The organism is Herbaspirillum sp. CAH-3, from assembly GCF_009668275.1.
GTDB classification, from domain to species: Bacteria; Pseudomonadota; Gammaproteobacteria; order Burkholderiales; family Burkholderiaceae_D; genus Herbaspirillum; species Herbaspirillum aquaticum.
On the sequence record NZ_VSWE01000021.1, the window covers coordinates 71442 to 91303 of the forward strand.

Annotated in this window: 17 protein-coding genes and 1 tRNA gene; 7 read left to right on the forward strand and 11 right to left on the reverse strand. The window is 61.6% G+C overall.

The features are described from left to right. Positions 1-31 precede the first annotated feature (31 nt). Both dinB and FYB76_RS23300 read left to right on the forward strand, forming a co-directional pair. The gene (dinB, locus tag FYB76_RS23295) at positions 32-1186 is read left to right on the forward strand and encodes a DNA polymerase IV (RefSeq protein ID WP_088755104.1); all 1155 of its coding nucleotides are present in this window, start codon (positions 32-34) and stop codon (positions 1184-1186) included. A gap of 160 nt (positions 1187-1346) precedes the next feature. Beyond that, positions 1347-2273 (forward strand): recombination-associated protein RdgC, encoded by a 927-nt coding sequence (locus FYB76_RS23300; protein ID WP_034330361.1) that lies wholly within the window; start codon positions 1347-1349, stop codon positions 2271-2273. 118 nt (positions 2274-2391) lie between these two features. Here FYB76_RS23300 and FYB76_RS23305 read toward each other — a convergent pair whose 3' ends face one another. Beyond that, positions 2392-3036 (reverse strand): TetR/AcrR family transcriptional regulator, encoded by a 645-nt coding sequence (locus tag FYB76_RS23305; RefSeq protein WP_154135215.1) that lies wholly within the window; start codon positions 3034-3036, stop codon positions 2392-2394. Positions 3037-3281: 245 nt separating this feature from the next. Between FYB76_RS23305 and fusA the strand changes: the two genes are divergently transcribed. Beyond that, a complete protein-coding gene (fusA, locus tag FYB76_RS23310; RefSeq protein WP_088755108.1) occupies positions 3282-5387 on the forward strand; it encodes an elongation factor G in 2106 nt (701 codons plus the stop codon). A gap of 303 nt (positions 5388-5690) precedes the next feature. Here fusA and FYB76_RS23315 read toward each other — a convergent pair. The 8 genes from FYB76_RS23315 to FYB76_RS26730 all read right to left on the reverse strand — a co-directional run bounded on the left by FYB76_RS23315 (position 5691) and on the right by FYB76_RS26730 (position 12173). Beyond that, positions 5691-5767: transfer RNA gene (locus tag FYB76_RS23315), tRNA-Asp, on the reverse strand. Positions 5768-5878: 111 nt separating this feature from the next. After that, complete coding sequence (locus tag FYB76_RS23320) at positions 5879-6472, reverse strand: nitroreductase family protein (protein ID WP_154135216.1); 594 nt, start codon at positions 6470-6472, stop codon at positions 5879-5881. A 311-nt stretch (positions 6473-6783) separates the two neighbouring features. Then, a complete protein-coding gene (gene mnmE / locus FYB76_RS23325; RefSeq protein WP_088755110.1) occupies positions 6784-8184 on the reverse strand; it encodes a tRNA uridine-5-carboxymethylaminomethyl(34) synthesis GTPase MnmE in 1401 nt (466 codons plus the stop codon). 154 nt (positions 8185-8338) lie between these two features. Further along, entirely contained in the window at positions 8339-10039 is a 1701-nt protein-coding gene (gene yidC / locus FYB76_RS23330; protein WP_088755111.1) for a membrane protein insertase YidC, read from the reverse strand. A 16-nt stretch (positions 10040-10055) separates the two neighbouring features. Next, positions 10056-10403 (reverse strand): membrane protein insertion efficiency factor YidD, encoded by a 348-nt coding sequence (yidD, locus tag FYB76_RS27145; protein WP_088755112.1) that lies wholly within the window; start codon positions 10401-10403, stop codon positions 10056-10058. An 18-nt stretch (positions 10404-10421) separates the two neighbouring features. Then, on the reverse strand, positions 10422-10835 hold the full coding sequence (gene rnpA / locus FYB76_RS23340) for a ribonuclease P protein component (RefSeq protein WP_088755113.1): 414 nt from the start codon (positions 10833-10835) through the stop codon (positions 10422-10424). Between the two features lie 26 nt (positions 10836-10861). Continuing rightward, on the reverse strand, positions 10862-10999 hold the full coding sequence (gene rpmH / locus FYB76_RS23345; protein ID WP_006461360.1) for a 50S ribosomal protein L34: 138 nt from the start codon (positions 10997-10999) through the stop codon (positions 10862-10864). 703 nt (positions 11000-11702) lie between these two features. Beyond that, on the reverse strand, positions 11703-12173 hold the full coding sequence (locus FYB76_RS26730) for a hypothetical protein (protein WP_195724707.1): 471 nt from the start codon (positions 12171-12173) through the stop codon (positions 11703-11705). A gap of 82 nt (positions 12174-12255) precedes the next feature. On the opposite strand from FYB76_RS26730, the gene FYB76_RS23350 reads away from it, so the two are divergent. From FYB76_RS23350 to FYB76_RS23365, 4 genes are all read left to right on the forward strand, one after another. Continuing rightward, positions 12256-14178: a PrkA family serine protein kinase gene (locus FYB76_RS23350; protein ID WP_013236263.1), complete on the forward strand. Its 1923-nt coding sequence runs from the start codon at positions 12256-12258 to the stop codon at positions 14176-14178. 102 nt (positions 14179-14280) lie between these two features. Further along, on the forward strand, positions 14281-15549 hold the full coding sequence (locus FYB76_RS23355; RefSeq protein ID WP_034336397.1) for a YeaH/YhbH family protein: 1269 nt from the start codon (positions 14281-14283) through the stop codon (positions 15547-15549). Next, positions 15546-17075: a SpoVR family protein gene (locus FYB76_RS23360; protein WP_008332933.1), complete on the forward strand. Its 1530-nt coding sequence runs from the start codon at positions 15546-15548 to the stop codon at positions 17073-17075. The genes FYB76_RS23355 and FYB76_RS23360 overlap by 4 nt, the downstream gene beginning before the upstream one ends. A gap of 22 nt (positions 17076-17097) precedes the next feature. Further along, positions 17098-17751, forward strand: coding sequence for an LON peptidase substrate-binding domain-containing protein (locus FYB76_RS23365; protein ID WP_154135218.1), 654 nt, complete (start codon positions 17098-17100; stop codon positions 17749-17751). A 64-nt stretch (positions 17752-17815) separates the two neighbouring features. Here the strand turns inward: FYB76_RS23365 and FYB76_RS23370 are convergent, their stop codons facing one another. Both FYB76_RS23370 and FYB76_RS23375 read right to left on the reverse strand, forming a co-directional pair. Continuing rightward, positions 17816-18505 (reverse strand): MarC family protein, encoded by a 690-nt coding sequence (locus tag FYB76_RS23370; RefSeq protein WP_088755115.1) that lies wholly within the window; start codon positions 18503-18505, stop codon positions 17816-17818. Between the two features lie 121 nt (positions 18506-18626). Further along, the coding region (locus FYB76_RS23375) for an MFS transporter (protein ID WP_229297073.1) at positions 18627-19862 on the reverse strand (1236 nt) is incomplete at its 5' end.

Genomic DNA, 19862 nt, shown 5'->3' on the forward strand with positions numbered 1-19862 from the left:
CTTCCGCTTTCTCTTCGCTGCCCGCACCACCATGGCCAACGAACGCCGCATCGCCCACCTCGACATGGATGCTTTCTATGCCTCGGTGGAATTGCTGCGCTATCCCGACCTGCGGGGCCAGGCCGTGGTCATCGGCGGCGGTTCGGCCACACGGCCGGTGGAATTGCCCGATGGCACCCGCCAGTATTTCCGCATGCGCGATTACGCCGGGCGCGGCGTGGTCACCACGTCCACCTACGAGGCGCGCGCACTGGGCGTGTTCTCGGCCATGGGCATCATGAAGGCGGCCCAGCTGGCACCGGACGCGATCCTGCTGCCGACCGACTTCGAGGCCTATCGCAAGTACTCGCGCCTGTTCAAGGAAGCGGTCCGCAGCATCGCCCCGCTGATCGAGGATCGCGGCATCGATGAAATCTACATCGATCTTTCTGCGTGGCCCGATACCGCGCATGAGGTCGCGCGCCAGATCAAGGATGCGGTGCATGCGGCTACCGCCCTGACCTGCTCCGTCGGTGTGGCGCCCAACAAGATGCTGGCGAAGATCTCTTCCGAACTGGACAAACCCGATGGGCTCACCATTCTGACGCCCGAGGATATCGAGCGCCGCATCTGGCCGCTGCCAGCGCGCAAGATCAATGGCATCGGACCGAAGGCCGCCGAGAAGCTGGCGGCCTTGGGCATCGAGACCGTGGCCGACCTGGCACGTGCCTCGCCTGAATTGCTCCGTGCACATTTCGGGCGCAGTTATTCGGAATGGCTGGGACGCGTGGCGCAGGGCGTCGATGATCGCCCGGTGCAGACGTATTCCGAACCCAAATCCATCAGTCGGGAAACCACCTTTGAACGCGACCTGCATGCGCGTGCCGACCGCGCGCAACTCTCGGAAATCTTCACGGCCCTGTGCGTGAAGCTGGCCGGCGACCTGGAGCGCAAGGGCTATGTCGGGCGCACCATCGGCATCAAGCTGAAATACGCCGATTTCCAGGGTGTGACGCGCGATGTCACGCTGCCCGCCCCCACCGGCGACGCCGCCACGATCCGCCAGGCGGCAGGGGAATGCCTGAAGCGCGTACCGCTGGAAAAGAAGCTGCGCCTGCTCGGAGTGCGCGTGGGTGCGCTCTCGCGCAAGGATGAGCTTGCCTTGACAGCGCAGGCGCTGCAGGCGGAGTTGCCGTTCGGCGGCTGATCCACTTTTCCGCGAACTATTTGTGCGTTTTTCCGACGTACTCTGCGGCAAGCCCGGCCATGGAAAATTTAACTGCAAGCGTGGACAATCCGACATCGCTTGCGACAGGACGGGCGTGTAAAATCTCCCCCTTTCCCTCTTTGCCCTGCTCCGGAAACCTATGTGGTTCAAGAATCTCCAGATCTACCGTCTGCCCGCACCGTGGGCGATCAATGCCGACGAACTCGAATCCCATCTCGCGCCGCAGGCCTTCACCGCCTGCTCCAGCCTGGACATGCAGAGCCAGGGCTGGGTGCCGCCGCGCAACAATGAAAAACTGGTGCATGTGGTCAACCGCCAGCTGCTCTTGAAGCTCGATACCGAGAAGAAACTGCTGCCCTCGACCGTCATCAACCAGGTCACCAAGGCCCGTGCCGCCGAGCTGGAAGAGCAGCAAGGTTTCCCGCCGGGCCGCAAGCAGACCAAGGAATTGAAGGAACAGGTCACCGACGAACTGCTGCCACGCGCCTTTTCGGTAGTGCGCAGCACCTGGGTCTGGATCGATCCGGTCAATGGCTGGCTGCTGGTCGATGCCGGCTCGCCCTCCAAGGCTGAGGAAGTCCTGAAGCTGCTGTTCAAGGCCATTCCCAAGTTCCCGCTGGAAACGCTGCGCACCGTCATGTCGCCGGCAGCGGCCATGACCGACTGGCTGGCCAGCGACGAAGCGCCCAATGGTTTCACCGTGGACCAGGATACCGAACTGCGCTCCACCGCCGAAAGCAAGGCCACGGTGCGCTACGTGCGCCACACGCTCGAAGCCGACGACATCCGCCGCCACATCGAAGCCGGCAAGCAGTGCACGCGCCTGGCGCTGACCTGGGCCGACAAGGTCTCCTTCGTGCTGACCGAGAACCTGTCGGTCAAGCGCATCGCGCCGCTGGACGTGCTCAAGGAAGACAGCGAGATCGCCGGCAAGAACGACGATGAGCGCTTCGACGGCGACTTCATGCTGATGACCGGCGAGCTGGCCAAGCTGCTGACCGCCTTGGTCGACGCGCTGGGCGGCCAACTGAAGGAAAACGACGGCACCCTGGCCCGCGCGGCCTGATGGTCCGAGGCTGACGGCTGACCGTCATTGTGATGACGGACTGACGGACTGACGGACTGACGGACTGAATAAAAAACGGGAGCGTGTGCTCCCGTTTTTTTATGGACGTGACAAGGTATCAGCCGTCGTGCCATCGGGGCGTCACGAGCACGCTCTCCAGCGGCAGCATCGCATGCTGCAGCGTAGCCGCCAGCCGCGCCGTGGACACCCCATCGCGCGCGCCCAGCGCCAGGCCATTGAGGAAGCTCGTATAAAAATCCCCCAGGGCCGTCACATCGGCGTCGGCCCGGATCTCCCCTTCACGCTGCGCCTGCAGCAGGCGCGCGCGGATTTCGTTGCGGCGCTTGTGGCGGCGTTGCGAGAGCGCATCACTGTGCTGGCTGTTCTCGGGCGCACAGTTGATGGCTGAAATCACGACCATACACCCCTTTCCCGCCGGCAAGCCCGGCACCGTCGTCTTGCCCGAATACATGCGCACGCTGGCGCGCAGCATGGCTTGCAGGTCGGCGCGAATGCCCTTGCCGGCCTGCAACAGGCGCAGCGGCTCGGCGCTGACGGTGCGTGAATAAACCTCCACGACTTCGCGAAAGAGCGCATCCTTGTCGCCGAAGGCCGCATAGAGGCTGGGCGCCTTCACCCCGATGGCCTCAGTCAGATCGGCCATGGTGGTGCCTTCATAGCCCTTGCTCCAGAACACCTGCATGGCCTGCTGCAGCGCCTGGTCGCGGTCGAAGCTGCGCGGGCGGCCTCGGGTCTTTATCATCGGTATCCTTTGCGGGGTATTACCCCTGGCGGTAATGGTGTTGCCAGGCAGTGTAGTTTATTTTAATCAGGGTTACAAAAATAATTCGCCAGCCCTTGAAGTTTGGCCCGGACATTCCTATTATCTAATGCTCGTTACATAAATAAATGCGTAGCGAGCACAATCTGTCTTCTGATCCATTGACATTCAACGCTTGAACCAACACTGAACCAAGCATTTGACGGCACCCATCGAAAGGACATGCCATGAGCCGCAAGACCCGAATAGAAAACTACCGCAACATCGGTATCAGCGCGCATATCGACGCGGGCAAGACCACGACCACCGAGCGCATTCTTTTTTATACGGGTGTGAACCACAAGATCGGTGAAGTGCATAACGGTGCGGCCACCATGGACTGGATGGAGCAGGAGCAGGAACGCGGCATCACCATCACCTCGGCGGCCACTACGGCCTTCTGGAAGGGCATGGCCGGCAATTACCCCGAGCACCGCATCAACATCATCGACACCCCGGGCCACGTGGACTTCACCATCGAGGTGGAACGCTCCATGCGCGTGCTTGATGGCGCGGTGATGGTGTACGACTCGGTCGGCGGCGTGCAGCCGCAGTCCGAGACCGTCTGGCGCCAGGCCAACAAGTACAAGGTGCCACGCATTGCCTTCGTCAACAAGATGGACCGCATCGGCGCGGACTTCTTCCGCGTGCAGAAGCAGATCGAGGAGCGCCTCAAAGGCAAAGCCGTCCCCATCCAGATTCCGGTGGGCGCGGAAGACCATTTCTCGGGTGTGATCGACCTGGTCAAGATGAAGGCCATCATCTGGGACGAAGCCAGCCAGGGCGTGCTGTTCAAGTATGAAGACATCCCGCTGGAGCTGGAGGACACCGCACGCCACTGGCGCGACCTGATGGTCGAGCAGGCTGCCGAGGCCAATGAGGAACTGCTGGAGAAATATCTCTCCGGCAATCCCCTGACCGAAGACGACATCAAGCGCGGCCTGCGCCTGCGCACGGTGGCCAACGAGATCGTACCGATGCTGGCCGGCAGCGCCTTCAAGAACAAGGGCGTGCAGGCCATGCTGGATGCGGTGATCGATTACCTGCCCTCGCCCGTGGACGTGCCCGCCATTGCCGGCCATGCCGAGGACGACAGCGAGATCGAGCGCCATCCTTCGGACGAGGAACCGTTCTCGGCGCTGGCCTTCAAGATCATGACCGATCCCTTCGTGGGGCAGCTGACCTTTTTCCGCGTGTATTCCGGCATCGTCAATTCGGGCGACACGGTCTACAACCCGGTCAAGGGCAAGAAGGAACGCCTGGGCCGCATCCTGCAGATGCACGCCAACGAGCGCAAGGAAATCAAGGAGGTGTTCGCGGGCGATATCGCGGCCGCCGTGGGCCTGAAGGATGTGACGACCGGTGACACGCTGTCGGATCCGGAACATCCCATCATCCTGGAACGCATGATCTTCCCTGAGCCCGTGATCTCGCAGGCAGTGGAACCGAAGACCAAGGCCGACCAGGAAAAGATGGGCATCGCCTTGAATCGCCTGGCGCAGGAGGATCCGTCCTTCCGCGTGCATACCGATGAGGAATCGGGCCAGACCATCATGTCGGGCATGGGCGAGCTGCACCTGGAAATCCTGGTGGACCGGATGAAGCGCGAATTCAACGTCGAGGCCACGGTGGGCAAGCCGCAGGTGGCTTACCGCGAAGCGATCCGCAAGGGCGTGGAGGATGTGGAAGGCAAGTTCGTCAAGCAGTCCGGTGGACGCGGGCAGTACGGCCACGTGGTGATCAAGCTGGAGCCGCAGCCGGCCGGCAAGGGCTATGAATTCGTCGATGCCATCAAGGGTGGCGTGGTCCCGCGCGAATTCATCCCGGCGGTCGACAAGGGTATCCAGGAGTCGCTGAAGGCGGGCGTGCTGGCCGGTTACCCGGTGGTTGACGTGAAGGCTACGCTGACCTTCGGTTCGTACCACGATGTGGACTCCAACGAAAACGCCTTCCGCATGGCCGGCTCCATGGCCTTCAAGGAAGCGATGAAGCGTGCAGGTCCGATGCTGCTGGAACCGATGATGCAGGTCGAGGTGGAAACGCCCGAGGAATTCATGGGCAACGTGATGGGCGACCTGTCCTCACGGCGCGGGATGGTGCAGGGCATGGAAGACATGGTGGGCGGCGGCAAGCTGGTGCGTGCTGAAGTCCCGCTGTCGGAAATGTTCGGCTACTCGACCACGCTGCGCTCGCTCTCGCAGGGGCGCGCGACTTACTCGATGGAGTTCAAGCACTATGCCGAGGCACCAAGGCAGGTGGTCGAGCAGTTGTCGGGGAGCAAGGGCAAGGGTTGATTGGACTTGCTGGCTGCTGGCTGCGTGAAGAAGCCGATGCATCTTGGGGTGCATCGGCTTTTTTCTTATTGCAGATGACGCAAAAAAGAACGTGCAAAAACAAAAACGCCCCATTCTTTCGAATGAGGCGTTTTATTTGGCGGAGCGGACGGGGCTCTCCTACACAAGCGCAGGCCGCGGAATCGCTTGCAAGCGATTCCCTTCTCACCCCGCCGGGAGCCGCGCAGGCGGCTCCCTCCGCTCCGCAGGTTTTTGCTGCGCAAAAACAAAAACGCCCCATTCTTTCGAATGAGGCGTTTTATTTGGCGGAGCGGACGGGGCTCGAACCCGCGACCCCCGGCGTGACAGGCCGGTATTCTAACCAACTGAACTACCACTCCTAAAACCGTTTCAGCTGTCGTTGCTTGCTGAAAGATCGCTATTATAGGAGAGGCTTTTTAAAAACGCCAGCCCTTTTTAAAAATAATTGCGAAATATTTTACGGGCCGGCATCAAGCCTTGAACTTGCCCTCAAACGCCAGCTTGGACAGCGGCTCACGCGGGCTCGGCACCTCACGTGCCTGCAGGCCTTCCGGCAGGATGGACTTGTCACCCAGCTTGCCCACCACCACCATCGCCTCCACCGAGAACTCGGCCGGTACGTTCAGCTCGGTACGTGCCTTGTCCTTGTCGAAACCGGCCATGCCGTGCGCATGCCAGCCGGACAACGACGCCTGCAGCGCCAGATAGCCCCAGGCCGAACCGGTGTCGAAGGAATGGGTCGGGGCAGGCACCGCCTCGGTCGCACCCGGCGGCACCATCACGGTACGCGACAGCACCACGATCAGGGCCGAGGCATTGGCGCACCAGGAACGGTTGAATTCATTCAACAGGCCCAGCAGGCTGTCCCACGCGGGCGTGCCACGGCGTGCATAGACGAAGCGCCAGGGCTGGGCGTTGTAAGCCGACGGTGCCCAGCGGGCAGCTTCGAGGAAGGTCAGGACGGTTTCTTCGGAGATCTCGGCACCGTTGTAGGCGCGCGGGGACCAGCGGTTCAGGAATTGCGGATCGATGGGATAGTCGGCGTTGCGCGGATTGGCGGACATGCTTTTTTCCTATGGTGATGAGGGTGGATGAATTCAGGCAGCAGGCATCTTAGCAGCGCAGCACCTTTCCTGCAGAGCCAGCCACGCGGCCATAAAAAACCCGCGCACCTTGCGGCGGCGGGTTAAATCCAATTCTCAGGGGTGATGAATTGGAGGGGGAGGAACTTCAGAATAACGATGGCCCTCGCGCGCCTCCAACGTTTTTACACGCTGTAACATCCGTTGCAATTGTGCAGTGGACTGTGGGGAAACTGTCAGGAATGGTGTTTCCCCTGCCATCCATGGCCGACGCGGCTTTGCGCCGCCCCGGCTCATTTCCCGATACAGAACCGCGAAAAGATCACCCCCAGCAAATCATCCGGCGTGAACTTGCCCGTGATGCTGGACAAGCGTTCCTGCGCCAATCGAAGCTCCTCCGCAAACAGATCCAGCGCATGTTCGCCGGCCTCATTGTCCAACGCCGCGTGCGCCGCTGCATGGGCCAGATGCTCATCGGCCGCCTTGAGCGCCAGCAAATGCCGCTCGCGCGCGAGATAACGCGATTCCACCGTCTGCTGCCAGCCGGCAATGCGCAGCAGTTCCGCACGCAGCAGGTCCACGCCCTGCCCCTCGGCGGCCGACAGATAGACGTGCGTGGCGTCGGGCATCGGATCGACGGCCGGCTTGTGGCCCGAACGGTCGATCTTGTTCCAGATGCGGATGATGGGCACACCCTCGGGGAAGCGCGCGGTGATCTTTTCATCTTCCAGCGTCGGGCCACGGTCCGCATCCAGCATGTGCAGGATCACGTCCGCCTTGGCCACCTCGGCCCAAGTGCGCTCGATGCCGATGCGCTCGACCTCATCCGGGCCGCTGCCATCTTCGCCCGCCTCGCGAATGCCGGCCGTATCGATGATGTTGAGCGGCATGCCTTCAATCTGTATCGTCTGCGTCACCTTGTCGCGGGTGGTACCGGCGATCGGCGTGACGATGGCCACATCCGATCCGGCCAGCACGTTCAACAGCGAAGACTTGCCCACGTTGGGCTTGCCAGCCAGCACCGCATTGAGGCCATCACGCAGCAAGGCCCCTTGCGCGGCATGCTTGAACACCTCTTCCAGCGTGCTGCGGATGGTGGCCAGCTGGCCGCGTGCGTCGCTCTGCTTCAGGAAATCGATTTCTTCCTCGGGGAAGTCCAGCGTCGCTTCCACCAGCATGCGCAGGCGCGTGACCTGGTCCACCAGCTCGTGGATCACCTTGGAGAAGGCCCCCGAGAGCGATTCGGAAGCCGACTTGGCCGCCGCTTCGGTGGTGGCCTCGATCAGGTCGGCCACGGCCTCGGCCTGGGCCAGGTCGATCTTGTCGTTCAGGAAGGCGCGCTGGGTGAATTCACCCGGCTCGGCCAGGCGCAGGCCGATCTCGTTGCCCGCCTGCACGCAGCGCGCCAGCAGCATCTGCATCACCACCGGGCCACCGTGGCCCTGCAGTTCGAGCACGTCCTCGCCGGTATAGGAATGCGGCGCCGGGAAGTGGATCGCCAGGCCCTGGTCGATCGGGCTGCCATCCTCGTTGAGGAAGGGCAGGTAGGTGGCGTGACGCGGTGCCAGGCTGTCGCGGCCGCAGACGGCGCGGATCACCGGGGCCAGGTTCTTGCCTGAGATGCGGACCACGCCAATGCCCCCGCGTCCGGGTGCAGTGGCGATGGCGGCAATGGGAGAAGAATCGAAAGTCATCTGCGAATACTTGTTGTTGTGTTGATGTGAGCCCGCCGCTGCATCCCCCTCGGAGCAACAGCGTAAAGCCATGTTAACCCTGCTTGCGTTCTACGACCGAAAAAAAACCCGTGGATTCCACGGGTTTTTCCTTTGATGGCCTGCAAGAACCGGATTACTTGGTCTTGCCGCTCTCGATGTTGCGGGTGATCACCCATTGCTGCGCGATCGACAGGATGTTGTTCGTCACCCAGTACAGCACCAGGCCGGACGGGAAGAAGAAGAACATGAACGAGAACACCAGCGGCATGAACATCATCACCTTGGCCTGGACCGGATCCGGCGGCGTCGGGTTCAGCTTGGTCTGCAGGAACATCGAAGCGGCCATGATGATCGGCAGCAAACCGATGGGCATGTTGAAGTACGGGATGGTACCGAACAGGCGGTCCGGGGCGGTCAGGTCATGCACCCAGCCCAGCCACGGGGCGCCGCGCATTTCCACCGAGGCCAGCAGCACCGAATACAGCGCAATGAACACCGGGATCTGGATCACGATGGGCAGGCAGCCACCCAGCGGATTGATCTTCTCGGTCTTGTAGAGCGCCATCATCTCGCGATTCATGGCCTGCGGGTCGCCCTTGTGGCGTTCGCGGATGGCTTGCATCTTGGGCGAGACCGCCTTCATCTTGGCCATGCTGCGATAGCTGGCCGCCGACAGCGGGAAGAACACCAGCTTGATCAGCACGGTCAGCAGGATGATGGTCCAGCCCCAGTTGCCCACCAGGTTGTGGATGTGGGTCATCAGCCAGAAGATCGGCTCGGCGATCACGGTCAGGTGGCCGTAGTCACGCACCAGGTCCAGGCCCGGGGCAATCGCTTGCAGGGTCTTGGAGACGGTGGGGCCGGAATACAGCTGGCTGTCCATGGTCACGCTGGCATTCGGTGCCACGCTGCCCAGCGGCAGGATGGAACCGACCGCGTACAGGTTGTCGCCGACCTTCTTGCTGAAGATGTCGCGCTGCGCGTTCTGCGGCGGGATGAAGGCCGAGACGAAGTAGTGCTGCACCATGGCGATCCAGCCATTGTCCGCCTTGTTGACGTGCTGCTGCTTGCCGTTGGCGATCTTCTCGAAGTCCAGCTTCTCGAAGTGCTCGGTGCTGCTGTAGACGGCAGGACCGGTGAAGGTGCTGTAGAAGTGCGATTCGCCGCCCGGCTTGTTGCCGTCGCGCACCAGCTGCAGGTACAGCGACGGGTTGATCGCCGCACCCGTGGTGTTGGTCACGGTGTGCTTGACGTCGATCAGGTAGCTGTCGCGCTTGAAGGTGTAGGTCTTGGTCAGCTTCACGCCGCCCTGCTCTGCCACCAGCACCAGTTGCACTTCATTGCCGTTGTCCAGCGAACGGGCGCCGGGCTGTGCGGTGAAGATGGTCTTGTGGTTGGGGAAGGGACCGCCGATCAGGCCCGACTCCGCCAGGTACATGTGGCCGGGTTCGGAATCGAACAGCACGACATTCTTGGTCGGGTCGACCACGTCGGGTTGCTTCAACAGTTCCAGGCGCTTCAACTCACCGCCCACGGTATCGATGCTGGCCTTGACCAGGTCCGTGGTGATGGTGATGGTTTCGCCCTTGGTGGCGGCAGCCACGTCAGCGCCGGGGACCGCGCCAGGTGCCGGTGCGGGCGTACCGGCCTGCGGCACGGGGGAGCCGGTCGGGCTGGCGGTGGGTGCGGCCGGATTGGCGGCGGCTTGCTCCTGAGTCGGGTTGGCCGACGGGAAGAACATCGACTGATGTCCGTTATGGCGCATCCAGCCATCCCACAGCAGCAGCAGGGAGAAGGAGAATACAACCCACAGGACGGTACGTTTGATATCCATATGCGTATTGATGAGTTCAGGAGTGGCTGCAACCGTCAGCGGCCACAGGGGGAGACAGCCGCGCGACCGAAGACGGCAGCGCAGTGGTCGGGGAATCGGGAACGACGGAAGAAGACGGGCTGTTCGCCTGCGCCTGGGCTTGCGCCTCGGCCGAGCCGGGCACGAAATCGAGCCCGCCGGCATGCCAGGGATGGCATTTGCACAGGCGCTTGCCGGCCAGCAGGCTGCCCTTGAGCGCGCCATGCAGACGGACCGCCTCGGCAGCGTAGTCGGAACAGCTGGGATAGAAACGGCAATTCTGCCCCAGGAAAGGGCTCACTCCCAGCTTGTAGGCACGTAACAGCAGGAGCAGAGGGGTCTTCATCACTTCCTGTTTTCCTGGCTATTTCCTGGCGAACGCGGGGGCGCTCGGCAGGAAGGCGAACAATTGCATCAGTTCGGCGCGCAGCGTGGCCTTGACGGACGCGCTGCGGGCAGGATCCTTCCTGGTATTGACCGGGCGCGACAGGCGCACGATGCAGTCCACGGCAGGCAGTTCAGCCTGGCGAAACAGCTCGCGCGTGGCCCGCTTGATCGTGTTGCGGGTGACCGCACGAGGCGCCAGCCGCTTGGCCGCCACCACGCCCAGACGGGCTTGCGGCAGGCTGTTGCGGCGTGCGTACAACACGAAATGCTCGGTACGATACACGGGGCGCAAACGAAAAACGGATGAAAACTCATCCGTTTTAACGATTCGCCGATCGCGTGGGAAGTCGCCTGCTTGACGTGCTGGAAGCGGTGTACGGACGTCCGTCACACGAAACGGCAGCGCAAAGCCCCGGCTTAAACTGCAGCCAGACGCTTGCGGCCCTTGGCGCGGCGGGCGTTGATCACGGCACGGCCGCCACGGGTGGCCATACGGGCACGGAAACCATGGGTACGCTTGCGACGCACGACGGAAGGTTGGTAAGTACGTTTCATGTTGGACTCGCTAAGTTGGGCTGCCTTGGAGCAAACAGCAAAAATAAATCGGAATTCTGGAACCGCTTTCGGTGTGCCTGTTCCGCATCACCGATGCCCTGCCGCCTGTATGAGCCGGCAGCCCCTGCATCGCTGACACCATTAACTCTGTTGGCCTCTGCCGCCTCCCGGTGTGATCACTGGGTAATCGACCGGTGGACAACTGAAACAGCACTGCGTCGGCACCGCGCGCAATTCTTCAGATGGTGAACCCTGAATTAGACTGCATTTTCTACTTAGCTGTCAATGACTTATGCGCTTTTACGCCCTCCCCGGCCCCATCGACGGCCGGGTTCGGGGCCAAGGCGTGGTGGAATTGCCGCATTCGCCCGGGATCCCCTCTTTCCGGCCACCACCCGAGCAGCAAAAACCACGATATGAAGTTGCTTGCAGGACATCACCCCGGATCCGGTAAAAGATTCACCCGATGGGCTCACAGCATGAAGAAAACGCAGACACCCCATGCGCCACACGCATGAACAAATCCGTAAATCATCTAAAGCATTTTTCCAGCGCGGCTGGACATCGGTGCGCCGGGACTGTCCATGGGAGGCGAATGAGGCAGATCAGCAACAGAGGGAGAGCCCAATCGTCCTGTTACAAAAAAGATGCGTCATGCAAGCTGCACCCTGCAATATGACAAACATGCCTGGCACGATTCCAGCTATAAGGGAGATGAAGCAAAGAGACCGGTGTGCAGGCAGGAACGCATTGCACCGGCAGGAGGAGACCGGCAGCATCGCCAGCCAATCGCCGCGCTGGCCTGCGCAACCGCCCGAGCGGCATTGTCCGCCTGTTCCCTCCCGCCGGCTATCAGGGTTTTCACGATGGCGCGCTGCGCGAAAATAGCGCACCGTGAGGTCAACCGCTGAAGCAATCCGCACATTGAAAGAGCATGATGTGAATGAAGCAGCGAATATCCCTGCACACGCAAGGGGATCAACGCTTCACCCCAATGCGCGGGAAAGTGCAAAGAAAATCCAGCGCTTGGTGAATGAATCTGCACCATAGGGATCAACAAGCGGATGCAAAAAAAGGAATAGAATAAAACCACGATCTGAAAAGATCTTCGCATCACGCTGTAGAAGCTACGGCTTTCAAAGAACACACCGGCAATGACGCAATACAGAGTCACCGACGCGTTCTTCGATAACCGCAGATGGCAAGTCCAGACATATGAATCTGTTTCGTACTTTTTTGAGAGCGACGGAGGTGGTATGGATATCTACAGCAGCTTTGCAAGCCGGTTCGACAAGACCAGAGAAGAAGAATTATCGCTTGAAGAGTATCTGAATCTTTGCAAGAACGACCCGGCAGTCTATGCATCGGCTGCCGAACGGATGCTGATGGCCATCGGCGAACCGGAGAAGGTCGACACCCGGGAAGATCCGCGCCTCTCGCGCATCTTTGCCAACAAGGTCATCAAGGTCTATCCCGCCTTCAAGGAATTCTATGGCGCGGAAGAAGTGATCGAGCAGGTGGTTTCGTATTTCCGCCATGCCGCGCAAGGTCTGGAAGAGAAGAAGCAGATCCTTTATCTGCTGGGCCCGGTCGGTGGCGGCAAGTCCTCCATTGCCGAGCGCTTGAAGCAGCTCATGGAGCAGGTGCCCTTCTATTCCATCAAGGGTTCGCCGGTCAATGAATCCCCGCTGGGCCTGTTCGATTACGACGAAGACGGCCCCATCCTCGAAGAGCAGTACGGCATCCCGCGCCGCTATCTCAAACCCATCCTGAGCCCCTGGGCCGTCAAGCGCCTGCACGAGTACAACGGCGACATCCGCCAGTTCCGCGTGGTCAAGCGCTATCCGTCCATCCTGCGCCAGATCGGCATTTCCAAGACCGAGCCGGGTGATGAAAACAACCAGGACATTTCCACCCTGGTCGGCAAGGTGGACATCCGCAAGCTGGAACAGTATTCGCAGGACGATGCCGACGCCTACAGCTACTCGGGCGGCCTGTGCCTGTCCAACCAGGGCCTGCTGGAATTCGTGGAAATGTTCAAGGCCCCCATCAAGGTGCTGCACCCGCTGTTGACGGCCACGCAGGAAGGCAACTTCAAGGGCACCGAAGGTTTTGGTGCGATCCCCTTCGATGGTGTCATCCTGGCCCACTCCAACGAATCGGAATGGAAGGCCTTCCGCAACAACAAGAACAATGAAGCGCTGCTGGACCGCATCTTCATCGTCAAGGTGCCGTATTGCCTGCGCGTGTCCGAAGAAATCAAGATCTACGAGAAGCTGATCCGCAGCTCTTCGCTCGGCAAGGCCACGTGCGCACCGGGTACGCTGAAGATGATGGCGCAGTTCTCGGTACTGACGCGCCTGAAGGAACCGGAAAACTCCAGCCTCTTCTCCAAGATGCAGGTCTATGACGGCGAGAACCTGAAGGATACCGATCCGAAAGCCAAGTCCTATCAGGAATATCGCGACTATGCCGGTGTCGATGAGGGCATGAACGGCATCTCCACGCGCTTCGCCTTCAAGATTCTTTCGCGCGTGTTCAACTTTGATACCACCGAGGTAGCGGCCAACCCGGTGCACCTGATGTACGTGCTGGAACAGCAGATCGAACGCGAACAATTCCCGCAGGAGACCGAGCAGAAATATCTCTCCTTCGTGAAGGACACGCTGGCCTCGCGCTACGCCGAATTCATCGGCAAGGAAATCCAGACCGCGTACCTGGAATCGTATTCGGAATATGGCCAGAACGTCTTCGACCGTTACGTGACCTATGCCGACTTCTGGATCCAGGACCAGGAATACCGCGATCACGATACCGGCGAGAGCTTCGACCGCGCGGCCCTGAATGCGGAACTGGAGAAGATCGAGAAGCCGGCCGGCATCAGCAATCCCAAGGACTTCCGCAACGAGATCGTCAACTTCGTGCTGCGCGCACGGGTCAACAACGGTGGCAAGAATCCGCTGTGGACCAGTTACGAAAAACTGCGCGTGGTGATCGAGAAGAAGATGTTCTCCAATACCGAAGACCTGTTGCCGGTGATTTCCTTCAACGCCAAGGGCTCCACCGAGGAAATGCAGAAACACGAAGACTTCGTCAATCGCATGGTCAGCAAGGGATACACGCCCAAGCAGGTGCGCCTGCTGTGCGAATGGTACCTGCGCGTGCGCAAGTCCTCGTAAGCGCCGCTGTTGCGCATCGCCCGCTGCATGCGTGGCGATGCGCGCGGCGACCCTTCGGCGCCGTGCGCCTGGCGCACCGCCGACCACTAGCAGGAGAACCGAGTGCTGCATCAGATCATCGACCGCAGGCTGGCTGGCAAGAACAAGAGCATCGCCAACCGGGAGCGCTTCCTGCGGCGCTTCAAGGGGCATATCCAACGTTCGGTGGCGGACGCCGTGCGCGACCGCAGCATTACCGATCTCGAAAAATCGAAGAGCATCAGCATCCCGCGCAAGGATGTCTCGGAGCCCTTCTTCCATCACGGCAAGGGCGGCAAGCGCGAAGCCGTGCATCCGGGCAACCAGGATTACCTGCAGGGTGACCGCATCCCGCGCCAGAACGGCGGCAGCGGCGGTGGTGGCGGCAGCAGTGCCAGCAACGACGGCGAAGGACAGGACGATTTCACCTTCGAACTGACCCGCGAAGAATTCATGCATTACTTCTTCGAGGACCTGGAACTGCCGCGCCTGGTGGAAACCAACCTGCTGCAGGTACCGAACTGGAAGAACCAGCGGGCCGGTTATTCGGTCGACGGTTCGCCCAACAACATCGACGTGGTGCGCTCGCTGCGTTCCTCGCTGGGCCGCCGCATCGCCCTGGGCGGGCCGCTGCAGCGCCAGCTCGACGTGGCCGAGGAAACCCTGGCCGAGATGAAGCGCAAACCCGAGGAGCACAGCGCCGACATCCCGTTGCTGGAAGAGGAAGTGAAGCATTTACGCGCCCGCATCCTGCGCATCCCCTTCATCGACCCCTTCGACCTGCGCTATGTGAACAGGGTGCGCCAGCCGCAACCCTCCAGCCGCGCCGTGATGTTCTGCGTGATGGACGTGTCGGGCTCGATGGATGAGCAGCGCAAGGATCTGTCGAAGCGCTTCTTCATCCTGCTGTATCTCTTCCTCACGCGCAATTACGAACACATCGAAGTGGTCTTCATCCGCCATCACACCCGCGCCGATGAAGTCGATGAAAACACTTTCTTCCATTCGCAGGAAAGCGGCGGCACGGTGGTCTCCAGCGCGCTGGAGCTGATGCACGACATCATCACCAAACGCTATTCGCCCAGCGAGTGGAACATCTATGGCGCGCAAGCCTCGGACGGCGACAACTGGAACGACGATTCTCCCAAGTGCCGTGAACTATTGGAGTCCTCGATCCTGCCGCTGACGCGCTACTTCGCCTACATCCAGGTAGCCGAGCCGGAACAGAACCTGTGGACCGAGTACATGCAGCTGATCGAATCGCATCCGCACTTCGCCATGAAGAAGGTGCAATCGGCCGCCGAGATCTACCCGGTCTTCCGCGAACTCTTTGAAAAGCAGGTGCACGCATGAACAGCCGCTTCAAGCATGACCCGCTGCCTTGCCCCTCGGACTGGAGCTTTGATCTCATCGAGCGCTACAACGAGGAAATCGCACGCGTGGCCAAGGGGTACGAGCTGGACATCTATCCCATCCAGCTGGAGATCATCTCGGCCGAGCAGATGATGGATGCCTATGCCTCGCACGGCATGCCGGTCAACTATCGCCACTGGTCCTACGGCAAGCATTTCATGCTCACCGAACGCGATTACAAGCGCGGGCAGATGGGCCTGGCCTATGAGATCGTGATCAACTCGGACCCCTGCATCGCCTACCTGATGGAAGAGAACACGATGACCATGCAGGCCCTGGTCATCGCCCATGCAGCCTATGGGCACAACTCCTTCTTCAAGGGCAATTACCTGTTCCAGTTGTGGACGGATGCCAGCGCCATCATTGATTATCTGGTGTATGCGCGCAATTACATCGCCGAGTGCGAAGAGCGGCATGGCTTCGAACGCGTGGAAGAATTGCTGGACTCCTGCCATGCGCTGATGAACTACGGCGTAGACCGCTACAAGCGTCCGCAACGCCTGTCGCTGGCGCAGGAGAAGGCGCGCCAGCGTGAGCGCGAGGCCTACATGCAATCACAGGTCAATGAACTGTGGCGTACCCTGCCGGCCAAGAAGGAAACGGCCGCTGCAGCCGTGGAAGGCCGCTTCCCGTCCGAGCCACAGGAGAACCTGCTGTATTTCGCCGAGAAGAATGCGCCCCTGCTGGAGCCGTGGGAACGCGAGGTGATCCGCATCGTGCGCAAGGTCGGCCAGTATTTCTATCCCCAGCGCCAGACCCAGGTGATGAACGAAGGCTGGGCCACCTTCTGGCATTACACGCTGTTGAATACGCTGTATGACCAGGGCCGCCTGACCGATGGTTTCATGATGGAATTCCTGCATTCGCACAGCAATGTGGTGTTCCAGCCGCCCATCACCAAGCCGTATTACAACGGCATCAATCCGTATGCACTGGGCTTCTCGATGATGAGCGACATCCGCCGCATCTGCGAGAACCCTACCAATGAAGACCGCGAGTGGTTCCCCGACATCGCCGGGCGCAACTGGCTCGATACCTTGCAGTACGTGATGCGCAACTACAAGGACGAGAGTTTCATCGCGCAATATCTCTCGCCCAAGCTCATGCGCGACATGCGCATGTTTGCCGTGCTCGATGACGAGGCGCGCAGCGAGATCGAGGTCTCGGCCATCCACAACGAACGCGGCTTCCAGTACGTGCGCCAGGCGCTGTCCCGGCAGTACGACATCAACCACCGCGAACCCAACATCCAGGTCTGGTCGGTCAACACGCGCGGCAACCGCAGCCTGACGCTGCGCCACTTCCGCAGTGACGGCCGCTCGCTGGGCGACAGTACCAACGAGGTGCTGCGCCACATGGCGCGGTTGTGGCAGTTCGACGTCTATCTGGAAAGCGTGGACGACAACGGCTACATCGTGCAGCGCTATGAATGCGTGGCCGAGAACCGGTATGCTCTGCGTTCGTGAGTGACCGCTGCCAGGAGTGACCATGCCCGCCGCCCCCGCTACCCCGCGCCCGCCGATCTCGGCCCAGACCATCCCGCTGTTTCCGCTGGCCAGCACGCTCTTCCCGGAAGGGCGGCTGCCACTGCAGATCTTCGAGGTGCGTTACCTGGACATGATCGGCAAGTGCATCGCCGAGGGCAGCAGCTTCGGCGTGGTGGCGCTGACGGAAGGGTCGGAGGTACGGCGGCCCGGCCAGAGCGAACGCTTCGTCGGTGTGGGCACGCTGGCGCGCATCCAGGAATGGAGCACGCCCTCCCCCGGCCTCATGCGCATCGCCTGCCTGGGCGGCGAGCGTTTCCGCATCCTGCAGGCCGAACAGCAGAAACATGGACTATGGACCGCGCAGGTGGAGATGATGGAAGCGGACCGTGCCGTGACGATCCCTGAAGAGCTGCGCAATACCTCGCAGGCGCTGGACAACCTGCTGCAATCGGTACGGCGCCAGGGCCTGCCGGATAGCGAAGTGCCCATCGCTGCGCCTTACCGGCTGGACGATTGCGGCTGGGTGGCCAACCGCTGGGCAGAGATGATGCCCATCTCCGTGAACCTCAAGCAGAGCCTGCTGGCGCTGGACAATCCGCTATTGCGGCTGGAGCTGGTGCAGGATGCACTGGATGAGCTGGGCTGGCTGAAATAGTTGGTTATTTCCATATTGCAACTAACTATCCCGCTTCAGATTTCCTGAAATTCCTCCCACCCCGTCACGGCGCCACGCCGCTGATCCCCGCCTCGGCCAGCAGCGCCGACATCCCCGACCAGAAGATCTGGATCCCGATACACAGCAGGATGAAAGCCGACAGGCGCAACACCACCATGGTGCCCAGCCGCCCCATCAGGTTCACCAGCTTGTGGGCATAGTTGTAGCAAAGGAAGATCACCAGCGCCGTGAGCGCGGCACCCAGGGCGGCACTGCCGACAGAGATCACCCAGTCCAGCAGGCGCGTCGGCGTATTGGCACCCAGCGTGATGGACGCGGCGATGGTGCCGGGGCCGACGGTCAGGGGGAAGCTCATCGGATAGAAGCTGCGCGCCTTGATTTCTTCGTCGGGCAGGTCTTCGTCATAGGTCTTGGCCACTTGGGTGGGGATGGAGCTGTCCTGGCTGTTGTCGTTGAGCAGTTTCCAGCCTGAGACCGCCACCAGCAGGCCCCCGCCCACACGCACGATGGGCAGCGAGATGCCGAAGAAGGTCAGCACGTGCGAACCGATGAAGATAGCCGCCACCAGCATGAACCAGCAATTGATGGCGACCTGGCGCGCAATGCGCTTTTCGGTGCTGCGGCTGACGTTGCCCAGCAGGTTGGCGAAGACCGGCGCGATGCCCAGGGGATTGAGAATGGGCAAGAGCGTGACCGGGATCAGGACGACCGCCTTGAGGAAAAGGATGAACATGGCGCAATCAGGAATAAACGGCGAATAATCGGCATTGAAGGTTGACCCGGCAGCGTAGCTGAAAGCCGCTACGCTGCCAACCACGGCCGCATCTGCCGTTGCGCGCTCGTCCCCTTTTCCCTCAGGCGGCCCGCAGGCGCATGCCGCGCACGCGGCTCAGGAGCAGCAGCGCCACGGCCAGGTTCAGCAGGTTCCAGGCGATGCCATTGGCGAAGGCTGCATGGTAGTTGCCGGTGAGGTCGAAGATCTTGCCCGACATCCAGCCGCCCAGCGCCATGCCGAACATGGTGGCCATGATGACGGCGCCCACGCGCTGGCCGGCTTCGGCCGCAGGGAAGTATTCGCGCACGATGATGGCGTAGGACGGCACGATGCCGCCCTGGAACAGCCCGAACAGGGCCGAGATGAGATAGAGCGAGGCCAGGCTGTCGAAGGGGATGAACAGCAGCAGCGACAGGCCCTGCAGGGCCGAGCCCAGCAGCAGCGTGCGCAGGCCGCCGATGCGGTCGCAGATGGCGCCGGAGACCAGGCGGCTGACCACGCCACAGGCCAGCATCAGCGAGAGCATCTGGGCGCCGCGTGCCGGGCCGTAGCCGAGGTCGCCGCAGTAGGCCACGATGTGGACCTGGGGCATGGCCATGGCCACGCAACAGGCCACACCGGCCACGCACAGCAGCAGCTGGGCGGAGCCCGGTGCCAGGCCGAAGGGGCGCGGGCCGCCGCCGGCGCGGGTGCTGGCCGGGCCGCTGTCCTGCAGCGGCGGCCGGGCGCGCATGAGCAGGGCCAGGCTGCACATGATGAGGCTGCAGGCGATGCCCATGCCGATGTAGGTGTGCTGCCAGCCGACGCTGTCGACGAAGTGCTGGATGATGGGCGGCCACAGTGCGCCGCCCAGGTAGTTGCCGCTGGCGCACACCGCCACGGCGATGCCGCGCCGCTTGCGGAACCACAGCGAGGTATCGGCCACCAGCGGCGAGAAGGTACAGGCGGTGCCCAGCAAGCCGATCAGCAGGCAATGGGCGGCCATGAAGCACCAGATGTTGGGCGCCAGCGCGGCCGCGATGAAGCCTGCGCCCAGGCAGGCCCCGCCCAGCAGCAGCGGGCGCATGATGCCGTAGCGGTCGGCCATGCGGCCCATGAAGAGGCCGCCGACGCCCACACCCAGCATGGTGAGGGTATAGGGCATGGAGGCCAGTCCGCGATCTACCTGGAAATGCGCCTGCACTGCCGGCAGCACCACCGCCATCACGTACATGCCGCTGGCGCCCACGATCATGAGGACCATGGTGATGCACAGGCGCAGTACGGCGTAGGAGGAATCGACCTGGTAACGGTCGGTGGGTGCGGGGCTTGCGGG

Bases quoted from the DNA above. Each gene is read 5' to 3' on its own strand.
- dinB (WP_088755104.1), top strand. From the start codon at position 32: ATGGCCAACGAACGCCGCATCGCCCACCTCGACATGGATGCTTTCTAT.
- FYB76_RS23300 (WP_034330361.1), top strand. From the start codon at position 1,347: ATGTGGTTCAAGAATCTCCAGATCTACCGTCTGCCCGCACCGTGGGCG.
- FYB76_RS23305 (WP_154135215.1), bottom strand. From the start codon at position 3,036: ATGATAAAGACCCGAGGCCGCCCGCGCAGCTTCGACCGCGACCAGGCG.
- fusA (WP_088755108.1), top strand. From the start codon at position 3,282: ATGAGCCGCAAGACCCGAATAGAAAACTACCGCAACATCGGTATCAGC.
- FYB76_RS23320 (WP_154135216.1), bottom strand. From the start codon at position 6,472: ATGTCCGCCAATCCGCGCAACGCCGACTATCCCATCGATCCGCAATTC.
- mnmE (WP_088755110.1), bottom strand. From the start codon at position 8,184: ATGACTTTCGATTCTTCTCCCATTGCCGCCATCGCCACTGCACCCGGA.
- yidC (WP_088755111.1), bottom strand. From the start codon at position 10,039: ATGGATATCAAACGTACCGTCCTGTGGGTTGTATTCTCCTTCTCCCTG.
- yidD (WP_088755112.1), bottom strand. From the start codon at position 10,403: ATGAAGACCCCTCTGCTCCTGCTGTTACGTGCCTACAAGCTGGGAGTG.
- rpmH (WP_006461360.1), bottom strand. From the start codon at position 10,999: ATGAAACGTACTTACCAACCTTCCGTCGTGCGTCGCAAGCGTACCCAT.
- FYB76_RS23350 (WP_013236263.1), top strand. From the start codon at position 12,256: ATGGATATCTACAGCAGCTTTGCAAGCCGGTTCGACAAGACCAGAGAA.
- FYB76_RS23360 (WP_008332933.1), top strand. From the start codon at position 15,546: ATGAACAGCCGCTTCAAGCATGACCCGCTGCCTTGCCCCTCGGACTGG.
- FYB76_RS23365 (WP_154135218.1), top strand. From the start codon at position 17,098: ATGCCCGCCGCCCCCGCTACCCCGCGCCCGCCGATCTCGGCCCAGACC.
- FYB76_RS23370 (WP_088755115.1), bottom strand. From the start codon at position 18,505: ATGTTCATCCTTTTCCTCAAGGCGGTCGTCCTGATCCCGGTCACGCTC.